The 12,941-nt window shown below is 75.3% G+C and carries 2 protein-coding genes (1 of these 2 only partly in view); both read right to left on the bottom strand.

The features are described 5' to 3' along the window. Positions 1 to 168, bottom strand: partial view of an SDR family NAD(P)-dependent oxidoreductase gene (locus tag ACIRFH_RS19590; protein ID WP_403522187.1) — the start only. The gene continues 19,506 nt to the left of window position 1, outside the view; the window shows 168 of its 19,674 coding nt (coding positions 1–168); the start codon lies at positions 166 to 168; the stop codon falls past the left edge of the window. Beyond that, on the bottom strand, positions 165 to 12,941 hold the full coding sequence (locus tag ACIRFH_RS19585) for an amino acid adenylation domain-containing protein (RefSeq protein WP_403522185.1): 12,777 nt from the start codon (positions 12,939 to 12,941) through the stop codon (positions 165 to 167). Before ACIRFH_RS19585 ends, ACIRFH_RS19590 begins: the two co-directional genes overlap by 4 nt.

Here is a 12,941-nt window from a genome sequence, read left to right as displayed (position 1 = left end):
CTCCAGGACGGCCCGCCGGTGGTCCAGACCCCGGGCCTGGAGGATCCGGCAGATGATGTCGAGGAACGTCACGCCCGGCATCACCGAGACGCCGTGCACATGGTGGTTGCGCATGATGAAGTCGTCGTCGGTCAACACCAGACCGCACTCGATCGGTTCGTCGGTCACCGCCGTGTCCCCCTCCGCATCGACCTCTGAGCCGTTCCGTCGCCGTCCGCGAAGCTCAGTCGCAGGATCGACGCGACCGGGTCGGGTTCCCGGTCCAACCAGTACCGCCTGCGCCGGAACTCCGGAGCGGGCAGCGGCCGCCGCACCGGGCGGTGGGCGTCCCGCCACCCGGGATACGGTTCGCCGACGATCGCGTGGGCGTTGGTCCCGCCCAGTCCGAACGCGCTGACCCCGGCCAGCCTGCGGCCTCGCGTGCTCCACGGGAGCGGTTCGGTCTGCACGCGGAAGGGAGAACTCTCCAGCCCCAGCCGGGGATTGGGCCGCTCGCAGCCTGCGGTCGGCGGGACCGTGCCGTGCTCCACCGCCAGCACCGCTTTGACGAGGCCGGCGATCCCGGCCGCACTCAGCAGGTGTCCCACGTTGGACTTCACGCTGCCGATCGCGCAGAAGCCCGTCCTGTCGGTGCTCTCCCGGAAGACATCGCTCAGGGCCCGCAGCTCGATCGGGTCTCCGATGACCGTCGCGGTCCCGTGGGCCTCCACCATGCCGATGTCCGTGGCCCGCAGCCCCGCCTCGGCCAGGGCGCTGCGCACGACGGCCGACTGCGCCCGGGGGTTGGGCGTCGTGAGCCCCATCGTCCGCCCGTCGTTGTTGACCGCCACGGCCTCGATGACGGCATGGACACGGTCACCGTCGCGCAGAGCCGCGTCGAGCCGCTTGAGCAGCAGCACCCCGCAGCCCTCTCCCGGGACGAAGCCGTCCGCCCGCTCGTCGAAGGTCCGGCACCTGCCCGACGGGGAGAGCGCCCCGGCCGCGCTGAACTCCAGGTACGGCTCCTCGTCGAGCAGCACCTCCACGGCGCCGGCGAGCGCCAGCTCCGACTCCCCCTCCAGCAGGCTGCGGCAGGCGAGCCGCACCCCGACCAGGGCCGACGAGCAGGCGCTGTCCACCACCATCGCCGGGCCCCGCAGGTCGTAATGGTGCGACGCCCAGGCCGCGATGAAGTTCTGGTCGCCGCCCAGTTGCGCGGCGCCCCCGCGCGCTCCCGCCCTGCGGCGGTATCCCGACATCCTGGCTCCCGCGAAGACACCGACGGGCCTGCCGGCCAGTTCGTCCTCGCGGTATCCGGCGTCCCGCAGCGCCGTCGCCGCGCCCTCCAGGAACAGCCGCACTGCGGGGTCGAGGCAGGTCGCCTCCTCCTCGGTCATGCCGAACCAGTCGGCGTCGAAGTCCTCCAGGCCCTCGACGAAGCCGCCCCACCGGCTGACGCTGTAGCCCGGCGCCGGTTCGGGCCGGTACAGGCGCGCGGTGTCCCAGCGTTCCGCCGGCACGTCCCCGACGGCGACCGCCCCCGAGGTCAGCAGCTTCCAATAACTGTCCAGATCGGGTGCCCCGGGGAACCGGCAGGCCATGCCGATGACGGCGACCCGGCCGGCCGTGTCGCCCTCGGGTGCCACCCGCGGCCTGGGGGGCACCCCGGACCCGGCCCGGGGCCCGGACTCGGGCAGCTGGTCGGGCGCGGGCAACGGGTCAGCCGCCGGCAGGGCGTTGGACGCCGGCAGCGCGTCGGGTGCGGGCAGCCGCTCCGGCTCGGGCAGCGGGCCGAACCGGTCCGCCAGGTACGCCGCGAGCCGTTCGAGCGTGGAGTGTTCGAACAGCGCGGTCGGCTCCATGGGCCGACCCGTCCGCCGCTCGATTCCCACCACCAGTTCGGCCAGCATCACGGAGCCGATCCCCAGGTCGTGGAAGGAGACGGCCGGGTCGAGTTCGGAGCGGGGCACACCCACGGTCGTCTCGAACAGCCCGGCCAGCCAGTCCGGTACCTGCCGCACGTCCAGCGCCTCCCCCGTGCTCGCCTCCCCCGTCCTCGCCCCCACGTCCGCTCCCCGCTTCCCCGCTTCCGCCGCCCGCGCGCGGGCACCGACCGCCGCCACCGCCGGAGCGTCCGTCGGATCCCCGGCCTCCGGATTCCCGTCCGGGCCCTCCGGACCGGGCCGCGGAGCCGGCATCACGACCGCCGGCCCGGGGAGGGTGGCGATCCGTTCGAGGAGCGCGAGCCCTTCGTCGGCCGTCAGGGTGCCGATGCCCTCGCGCGCGCACGCCGCCCGGGCGGCCGGCCCGGCCGAACCGCCCTCCCACACGGGCCACTGCACAGCGCGGAACCAGGGGCGGCCGAGCCGGACCTGGTGGCGGACGACACTGTCGGCGTACGCGTTGGCGGCGGCGTAGTCGCTCATCCCCGCGGCCAGGCGCGGCAGCGCCGAGGAGACGGAGGAGAACACCACGAAGAACGACGGGCGGTCCTCCTCGCACAGGCCGGCCAGTGTCTCCAGCCCCTCGGCCTTCGGCTCCAGGACCGCCCGGATGTCGTCGAGTCCCTTGCGGGCGAACGGGGCGGGGCCGCGCGTCCCCGTGCCGGCGCAGTGCACCACACCGCCGACCGGGCCGAACTCGGTGCGTACGTCGTCCAGGAACGCGGCCAGTGCGGCCCGGTCGGTGAGCGGGCCGCCGTGCACCGCGACGCGCGCTCCCTCACGTTCGAGGGCCCGGACGGTCCGTACCGCCTCCCGCTGTACGGGCGTGAGCCCCGGGCTGTCCCAGTCCGCGCGGTCGGGCAGACCGGACAGGCTGGTCAGGGCGATACGGCGGGCACCACGCGCGACGAGGCGCCGGGCCACCAGGGAGCCGAGCCCCCGAGTACCGCCCGTGACGAGGTAGGTCCGGTCCGGGTCCGCCCTGAGGGGGGCCGCTCCCTCGCCGGCCGCCCCGCCGGAGACCGGCACGGACCGCGCGACCAGGCGTGCCGTACCGCGGTGGCACACCTCGGCGAAGGCGTCCCCGGCGTGCCACTCGGCGGCGATGCGGCCGGGCGTGGGCAGATCGGTGTCCAGGTGGGTGGCCGAGATCCCGGGGTACTCGGCGCCGAGCATCCGCACGAAGGCCGCCATCCGCGCCCCGGCCATGGACGGCCGCACACCCGGCGGGTCCTGGAGGCCCTGGGTGACCAGCAGCAGGCGCAGGCGCCCGTCCGTGGCGCGGATCAGCTCCTGGAGCAGGGCCAGCCGGGCCTGCCACGGTCCGGGGTCGTCATCGGGCCGCCCGACATCGGTCAGGTCCAGCACACCTCGTACGTCCCGGAGTCCGGCGACGGCGCGTACGGCACCCGCCGGATCGTGGAAGACGGTGGTCCCCCCGTGCGCCTCCCCGCCCTCGCGCAGCAGCAGCGTCCGGCCGGTGCCGAGCGCCTCGGCGGCCTCCCGGCCGAGCGCCGCGGTCCCCTCGCCCACCAGGACGACCACGACCCCGTGCGCCTCCTCGCCCGATGGCGGCTCCGGCGATTCGCGGGCCTCCCAGACACGTTCGCACAGCGGGACGCCGGTCCCGTGCACCGCCAGGTCGGGCAGCGGACGCCGCTCCGCCTCAGGCCCGTGTTCCGCCTCCATCCCCGGCTCAGGCTCCGGGAGCCAGCAGCGGTGGCGGGCGTAGGGATAGGTGGGCAGGGGCACGATCCTGCGGCGGCCCGTGTGCCAGGCGGCCCAGTCCCACGCGGCGCCGTCGACCCAGGCGCGGGCGATCTCCTCGGCCTCCCGGCCCCGCGGGTCGCGCTCCTCGGCGGGCGCACCGTGCGCGTCCGGTCCGGCCGCCCGGCCGCGCAGCACCCCGCCGCCGCGACCGGCCAGGAACGCCTCCAGCCGCTCGGCCAGTTCCGGCAGGGAGGACACCACCAGGGCCAAGCGCTCGCGCAGCGGTTCGCGGCCCATCTGGCAGGTGTAGGCGACGTCGGCGAGCGTGACACCGTCACCGCCGTCCCGCCGCTCCCGCAGCCATCCGACCGTACGCTCCACGAGCAGGCCGAGCGCCTCTTCGGTCCGCGCGGAGAGCACCACCGGCTGGCGTCGCTCCCGTTCCGGCTCCTCCCCGCGGGCGGCATGCTGCCCCACGCGCTCCTCCTCGGCGTACTCCTCCACGACGACATGGGCGTTGGAGCCGCCCGCACCGAACGAACTGATCCCAGCCCGACGCGGCACCCCGGCCGGGCGCGGCCAGTCGGCGGCCTCGCGCTGCACGCGGAAGGGCGAGGCCGCCCAGTCGATCCGGGGGTTGAGCTCCTCGGTGTGCAGGGAGGGCGCGAACCGGCCGTGCCGCATCTGCAGCAGCACCTTGGTCAGTCCGGCGATGCCCGCCGCTGCCTCCGGATGACCGATGTTGGACTTCACGGTGCCGATGGGGACGGAGCCGGACGGCAGTCCGGCGTAGACCATGTCCAGCCCCGCGATCTCCACCGGATCGCCGAGCGCCGTGCCGGTGCCGTGGGCCTCGACGTAGCCGATCGTCCCCGGTGCGACGCCCGCCGCCCGCAGGGCCTCGGCGACGACCCGCGCCTGGGCCGCCGGGTCCGGCACGGTGTAGCCGTTGGTCCGACCGCCGTGGCCCACAGCCGTGCCCTTGATCACGCCGAGGATCCGATCGCCGTCGGCCACGGCCCGGTCCAGCGGTTTGAGCAGGACGGCCCCCGCTCCCTCGGCGGGCGCGAACCCGTCGCCACCCGCCCCGAAACCGCGGCACCGGTAGTCGCTGGAGGTCATCCCCATGGCTCGCTGCTGGACGAACTTGTTGGGGTGCAGGGAGAGGTTGACCCCGCCGGCCAGGGCCACGCGGCACTCGCCCCGCCGCAGGGACTCCACCGCCAGATGGAGGGCCGTGAGCGAGGAGGAGCACATGGTGTCCACCGTCATGCTGGGGCCCTGGGCGTCCAGGTAGTACGACACCCGGTTGGCGATGCCCGCGGGCGTCCCGCCGGTGGCGACGGGCTGTCCCGCCAGCGTCCGCTCGACGCCGAGGTACGGATACTCGTTGTGCATGGAGCCCACGTAGACGCCGACGCGGGCGTCATGGGCCCGGCGCAGCCGCTCGCGCGGGTACCCGGCGTCCTCCAGCGTCTCCCGGACCACCTCCAGGAACAGGCGCTCCTGAGGGTCCATCAGGTCGGCGTCCTTCGGCGCGATGCCGAACAACAGGGGGTCGAAGCGGTCCACGTCGTCGAGGAAGCCGCCCTGCATCAGGTGCTCCTGGGGGCGGCCCGTGCGGCGTCCGCCGGGCAGTCCGCGGACGCAGTCCTCCCCCGCCGCCAGCCGGTCCCAGAACTCCCGCAGGTCCGCGGCGCGCGGGTAGCGCCCGCCCAGGCCGATCACGGCCACGTCGGTCACCGCGCGGGGCCCGGCCGACGCGTCGGCTCCGGTCGGCGCCGGCGCCGACCCGGCGAGCGCGGCGAGGCGCTCCGCCGCGCCGCGCAGGGTCCGCTGCTCGAAGAACAGCGTCGCCAGCGCCCCGGGGAACTCCTCCTGGACGCGGACGTTGAGACGCGCCACGAGGTAGGAGGTGAGCCCGTAACCGTCGAGCCGGGCCCGGGGGTCGAGGTGTGCGGCCGGTATGCCGGAGACCTCGGCGTAGAGCTCCACCAGGCGCCGCTCGGTCCGTTCCACCCGCTCCCGCTCCCCGTCCGGCGGCGCGGGGGTTGCGGGCCCGGCCGCGGGCCCGGCCGCCGGGTCCCCGGCGGCGAGCACCCGCACCGGGAGCGGTGCCCGGCGGGCCGGGCGCGTCCACAGCCGCGCCCAGTCCACCTCCTCCCCCGCGAGCCAGCGGGTGACGGCGCCGGAGTCCGGCGCCGGGCATTCACGGCCCTCCAGCCAGGCGTCCAGCGCCTGCCGCAGGGCGGCCGTGTCGTCGCAGGGGAGGGCCAGCCGGTGCGCATGGTGGACACGGCCGGTCTGGAGCGTGTACGCGATGGCCGCCGGGTCCGGGGCCCCGCCGTCCGCGGCGCGCGCCTCCAGGTGGTCCCGGAGCCGGTACGCCGCCTGCCGCAGCCGGTCCTGGTCGGGTGCGGACAGCACGGCCACCAGCGGCCCGTCCGGGGCTTCCCCGTCCCGCGGCGGCAGGTCCCCGGCCACGGGCGAGCGCACCACGGCGTGGGCGAGGGAGCCGGTGGCGCCCACGGCGTTGACCAGGGCCCGCAGCGGCTCCCCGGGGCCGGACGGCAGCCAGGGGGTCCGCCGGTCCGCGACGCGCACCGGCAGCTCCTCCCAGGCGACGAGCGGGCTGCGCCGCTCGGCCAGGGGGGTCGGTGCCACGCACCGGTGCCTCATCTGCAGCAGCGTTTTCATCAACTGCGCCATGGCGGAGGCCGATTCCAGATGCCCGATGACGGGTTTGAGGGTCCCCACGGTGATGGGGCCCCCGGCCCGGCCCCGGAAGAGCTCGCCGAGCGCCTCCATCTCGGCGGCGTCGGAGAGCGCCGCTCCGGTGGCCGCGCACTCGACGTACGAGATGTCGTCCGGCCGGATCCGCGCGCCGTCCAGCGCCCGCGCCATCGAGTCCCTCAGGGCCGCCGCGTCCGGGGCACCGAAGCGGTCCGAGCCGCCCGCGAAGTCCACCCAGGTGCTCTCGATCACGCCGTGCACATGGTCGAGACCGCGCCGGGCGTCCTCGGTGCGGCGCAGCAGCAGCACGCCGACCCCCTCGCCGGGCGACCACCCGCCGGCGGCGCCGTCGAAGGCACCGGTGACCCCGTCCGGGGCGACGAGGCCGAGGCCGCGGAGCACGGCGGTGTGGTACGGGTGGGCCACGAGGTTGGCCGCGCCGACGACGGCGGCGTCGCACTCGCCTCGCCGCAGGGACTCCACGGCCAGGTGCAGGGCGGTCAGCGAGGACGAGCAGGAGGTGTTGACGGCGATGCTCGGCCCCCGGAAGCCGAAGAAGTGCGAGATGCGGTTGGGGATGTCCGAGGCGACGCCGGAGATCTCCGCCGTTCCGGTGCGCTCCCACCGGTCCGCGCCGACGTGCTGGTGGTCGTTCCACATGGTGGCGACGAACACCCCGGTGCGCGGCGCGGCCTGACGCAGGGACCGCGGGGTGTGGCCCGCGTCCTCCAGGCACTCCCACACGGCGTGCAGCAGCAGCCGGAGCTGGGGGTCGAGCACTCGGGCCTCGTTCGGCGAGACCCGGAACAGCTCGTGGTCGAACGCGTCGATGTCCTCCAGGTATCCGCCCGGTGTCGTCCCGACGGTGTCCGCCCGTGCGGCGGGCGCCGGTGCGACACTGCGCCGGCCCTCGCTGAGGTTGTCCCAGAAGGCGTCGAGGGTGGCCGCGCCGGGGTAGCGCCCGGAGACGCCGATGACGGCGGTCCCGGCGCCCGCGGGCGCCTTCCGCCCCGCGTCCGCGAGCGGACCGCACAGGAACGACTGGAGGAAGCGGTGGCCCTCGTCCAGCCGCAGCCAGTCGCGTACGGAGTCGAAGGCCATGCTGCCGACGGGGCAGAGTCCCACGCCCGTGGTCTCCTGGGCCGCCATGAGCGCCTGGCCCAGGTAACCGGCCTCCAGGTGCAGGAAGCGTTCGCCGTCCGGACCGTACAGCGGCACGATGCCCTTGGTCTGGCCGATCAGGTACACCTCGAAGGCGGCTTCGTCGAAAACCGGCCGGTTGTAGACGAAGTGCACGGTGCGGTCGATGGAGGGGTTCGCCTCGATCAGGCGCAGGGCGTGCCGGAGCGGGTCGTAGTAGTAGAGGCCCGCGGGCACCGACTCCACCGCGCCCGGACGGACGTGCAGATACGTCTGCACGGCGTAGGTGTCGCCCGCCGACGGATAGGTACGGCGCTCGCGCCCGTCGACGTGGGCGGTGCGCAGCAGCGCCAGGAAGCCGGAGAAGACCCCGTGCGGAAGCGGCCCCCGGGCGAACGCGCGCCGGGTGGCCCGGCCGGTGTAGTCCCGCGTCGGGGGAGCGGCCGGTGCCAGAGCCACGACCGGTTCGCCGGGGTCGTCCGGGCGCAGGTTCCACCGGGCCGCCTTGAAGGCGGCCAGGGCCTCCGGGTCGAGCAGATCGACGTGTGCGGGGGCCTCCGGCGCGGACGGCGCGGGCGAGTCCGATGTGAGCGCCGCTTCGGGGGCGTTCGCGGGGACGGAGCCGCCCAGCTCGGCGGCCAGCCGCCGGGCGATGCCGTGCGCCGTCGGCGTGTCGACCAGCGCGCTCACGGGGATGCGCACCCCGTGCCGCTGCTGCAGCGTGTGGGAGATCCGGACCATGGTGAAGGAGGTGGCGCCCTGGTCCCACAGGTCCCGGGCGGGGTCCACGGGTCCGCCGAGCAGATCCGCCGCGATGTCCGCGATCTCCCCCGCGAGCCGCTCGGCCTCCTGCTGCCCGGCTCCCTGCCGCCCGGCCTCCTGCTGCCCGCCCGGTGGCGGTGTCTCCTCGCCGGGGTCCGGGAGCTCCGCCGCCGCGCTCGCCGGGCCGTCCCCGGCTCCGGCTCCGGCTCCGTCTCCGCCGGGCAGTGGCCAGGGCAGCGCGTCGCGGTCCAGCTTGCCGTTGGGGGTGGCCGGGAAGGTGTCGAGGAACACCACGTGGTTGGGGACCATGTAGTCCGGCAGGGTCCGGGCGGCATACGACCTCAGCTCGCGCGCCCGGGGCGCCTCGCCGTCGGGCAGCACATAGGCGACGACCTTGCGGTCGCCCGCCGCGTCCGGGCGGGCCAGCACCACGGTGTCCTTGACTCCCGGGTGGCCGCGCAGCCGGTGTTCGATCTCCCCGAGTTCCACGCGGAAGCCGCGGATCTTGACCTGTGTGTCGGACCGGCCCAGGAAGGTGATGACGCCGTCGGGCCCGTAGGCCGCCCGGTCGCCCGTGTCGTACATGCGCTGACCGGAGCGCCCGGCGAACGGGTCGGGCACGAACCGCTCGGCCGTGAGCCCGGGCTGGTTGTGGTAGCCGAGGGCCAGGCAGTCCCCGCCGATGTAGAGGTCGCCCTCCACCCCGATCGGGCAGGGCTGCCGGTCGCCGTCGAGGATGTAGTAGCGGGCGTTGTCGATGGGCCTGCCGTACGGGATGCTCCGCCAGTCCGGATCGACTTTCCCCACGCGGTGGTAGTTGGACCACACCGTGGCCTCCGTCGCGCCGCCGAGGCTCACCAGTTCGGCGGAGCGGAACACAGCCCGCAGGTCGTCGGGCAGGGAGAGCGGCGTGTAGTCGCCGCTGAGGAAGACCAGCCGGAGGTCTTCCGTACCGGGCCGGCCCGCGGCTCTCGCGGGCAGCAGCGGCATGAGCTGGGCGAGGGTGGTCGGCGCGGAGTTCCAGAAGGTGACCGGCTCGGCGAGCAGGATGTCGAGCAGTTCGGACGGGTCCCTCTGCTGCTCCTCGTCGGCCACGTAGACCGCCGCGCCCCTCCCCAGCAAGCCGAAGATGTCGAAGACCGACAGGTCGAATCCCAGCGAGGTGACCATGAGGCCCATGTCGCCGGGGCCGAGGTCGAAGGTGCGCCATGCCCAGTTCAGCAGGTTCCGCAGGGAGCGGTGGGCGACGGTGACGCCCTTCGGCCGCCCGGTGCTGCCCGAGGTGAAGATGACGTACGCGACGCTGTCGGCGTCCGCCGTCGGTTCGGGGGCCGCGCCGGAGGGCTCGGTGTCGCGGTCCACCTCGACCGTCCGTACCCCGGCGGGCGCCGGCGGACGCCGTGTGTCCGATGTCGTGAGCAGCACACCGGTACGGGTGTCCGCGAGCATGCCGGCGGCGCGCTCGACCGGGAGGGAGGGCTCGATCGGCACGTAGGCGCCCCCGGCCTTCAGGACGCCGAGCACCGCGGCGATCATCTCGGGCCCCCTGCGCATGCTCACGCCCACGGTGGTGCCGCGGGTGACGCCCAGAGAGCGCAGCGACCACGCGATGCCGTTCGCCCGGCGGTCGAGTTCGCCGTAGGTGACGCTGCCGCCGGCGTGCACGACGGCGACGGCGTCCGGCCTCGAGCGGGCCCGGTCCTCGAAGAAGTGGTGGGCGGGCCGCTCGTCGGGCAGGGGCACGGCGGTGTCGTTCCAGGTGTGCAGGACGAGTTCCCGTTCGCGGGCCGTGAGGCCTTGCCGTGGGGCGGATCCGGCCCGCTCCGTGGCGAGTTCGTCGCCGAGGCCGGCCAGCGACCGCTCGTACGCGGCGAACATCGCGTCCGCGTCGCCGGGCGGGAAGTCCGCGTCCACGCAGTCCCAGTGATAGTGCAGTGCGTCTCCCTCCTCGACGCAGATGGAGTCCAGGGACACGTCGGGGGTGCAGGTCACCCACTCCCCCGGGCGCACCCCGGCCGGCGGGGCGTGGTCGGTGAGTTCCAGCAGGCCGGTGTGGACGACGGGGAAGCTGAAGTCCGCCGCGGCCCGCTCCTTCATGACGACCCGGCGCAGCTCGGCGAGCCCGTCGACCGCGGCGCCCCGCCGGTCGTCCTCGTCGAACTGCCGCTGGAACGCGGCCGCCCGCTCGGCCGGCTGGGCTCCGGCGGGCCCCCGGCTCACCCAGCCGAGCCGGGTGTACTCCCCCGGGCGGAGGTCGTCGCCCGGCAGCCAGCGCACGGCCGCCACCGTGAAGTCCTCCGCCACACGGGCCGACAGCGCCTCGGTCAGAGCGGCGAGCAGTACGGCGTCGGGGCTCAGCCCGGCGCGTTCGGCGGCCTGCCGCACGCGCCGCCAGCCGGCGAGGGTGCCGGACCGCCGGGTGCGTCGGCGGTCCGGTGCGGCCGTCGTCGGCGGGCCCGCAGGCATGCCGGCGAACCTCTCCCGCCAGTACGCGGCCGAGGCGGCCCGGTCCTCGTCGGAGTGCGCGGCGGGGACGCCGGCCGGGTGCGGTCCGCCGGCCGCGTGCGGTCCGCCGCCCGGCAGGGCCGGCCGCCACGGGCCGGTGCCCGCGCAGCCGGCCATCAGTTCCCGCACCAGCAGATGGAGGCTGCGGCCGTCCGCGACGGCCAGGTCGATCGCGCAGTACACCGCCGGGTCGCCGTCCCCGCCGCGCACCACGCACAGGTCGAAGAGCGGCCGGCGGCCGAGCGGGAAGGCCCTGGTGGCCATCCGCTCGCGCAGCGCGGCGCGCACGGCGGCGCGCTCGGCGGGCCCGCCGCACTCCACGACCGGTATGCGCCGGCGCGGCCCGGCCTCGCGGCGCACCCGCAGCTCGCCGTCGTGCGACAGGTGGCTGCGCAGCACGTCGTACCGCTCGGTCATGGCGTGCCAGACGTCCTCCAGCCGCCGGGTGTCGAGGTCCGGGACCTCGAACTCGAAGAGGACCTGGCAGCCTTCCCAGGCCGACGGCTCCCGGAAGCGCGCGACGTAGTAAGCCTTCTGCAGTTCGTTGAGCGGCCGTGACTCCGGTGCCGCGCCGTCCGGGGAGGCAAGGTCGCGCAGTGTGTTGCCCAGCGCCGTGAAGAGGACGTCGGCCGCTCCGGGCACGAGGAGGCCGTCCGCCACGTCCCAGTGGTAGTGCAGGGCCCCGCGGAACTCCCACATCTGGTGGTCGAGCGCGACCCCGGCGGTCCTGCTGCGGGTGTGGACGAGGTGCGGCATGAGCCCGTCCGCCCCGCCGGTGGCCGAGTCCAGCAGGCTGGTGAAGACCACGGACGGCATGTCCGGGGCCTGACCGCCGCCGGACCGCAGGGCGCGCAGTACCTCGACGCCTGTCACACCGGCGTGCTGGAGGTCCTGCCACAGACGGGTGTGCACCGCCCGGGCGGCCTCGTCGAAGGAACCGTCGAAGGACGGGGCGGCCGGGAACAGCAGGGTGGAGGTGAACGGCCCGGCCAGCCCGTCGGTGCCGCGCGGCAGCCGTACCCGGTCGCTGGTGGTGAGCAGGAGGGAGAACGGGCCGGGACCGGCGTACCTGGCCAGCACTTCCGTGAAGGCGGTGAGCACCAGCGCGGTGGGGGTGACGTCCAGGCGGGCCGCGCGCTCCTTCAGGTTCCGCCACTGCGCCGGGGTGAGCGCCGCGTCCAGCGGACGGCGTGGGTGCCCCTCCGGGCGCGGATCAGGCCGGGGCGCCGTCACCGCGGGGCCGGGAGGCATCCCGGCGAGCCGGTCGCGCCAGTGCGCGAGGTCCGCGTCGTGGGCGTCGGTGGAGCGGCGGGCTTGGAGGGCGAGGACGGCGTCCCGCAAGGGGACGGGAGCCGGCGGGAGCGGGCGGTCGGGGTGCTCGTAGCGGTCCCACCACTGGTCGAGGAGGACGCCGAGGCCGTGGCCGTCGGTGAGTATGCCGTCGATCGCGAGGTGCACGAGGGTCTCGTCCGGCCCCTGCGAGATCTCGACCGCGTGCATCGGCCAGGCGCCCGGCCGGTGGACCGTCCGCACCAGCCGCTCGCGCACCTCCCGCACATGGCGCGCGAAGTCCGCGGGCGCCGCGGCGGTCAGGTCGTGGACCGGCACGTCGACCGGCGGGGGATTCTCCCGGACCCGTTGCCGCCCGCTGTCGTCGACGACCAGGCGCAGGGCCTCCTGGTGGGCGACCAGCGCCCGCCAGGCGTCCGCCAGCCGCGCGGCGGCCTCCTGGCCGACACCTGGCAGCGCGAATTCCCGGTACAGCTGGCAGCCGGACGGGTCGGGGCTCAGGTCCGGGTCGCGCCCCACCACGTAGGCCTGCTGTACGGAGGTCAGGGGGAACGGCTCGTGGCGGTGCCCGGGCCCGCTGCCGTCGTCCGGCGCCGCGCCGTCCGCCCCGCCGTCCGGGTCCGCGGCGCCCTGCGCCGCGGAGAGCCCCGCCACGTGGTCGATGAGCCGGCGGAGGGTCACCTGGCCGCCGAGCCACTCCAGCGGGACCTCGACGCCCAGCTCGACCTGGATCTCCAGCAGCATCCGGGTCGCCGCCAAGGAGGCCAGCCCGTAGTCCCGCAGGGGCTTGTCCAGCGAGGGTTCCGGGCCGGTGGGGAGGGTGTCGGCGGCGATCCGCAGAACCGTCTCTGCGATCTTGGCAGCCTTGTGCTGGTTCAT

This window comes from Streptomyces sp. NPDC093586 (assembly GCF_044764905.1).
Taxonomy (GTDB): Bacteria; Actinomycetota; Actinomycetes; order Streptomycetales; family Streptomycetaceae; genus Streptomyces.
Note: the sequence above shows the minus strand (reverse complement) of the source record. Positions and strands in the feature narration are given on the sequence as shown.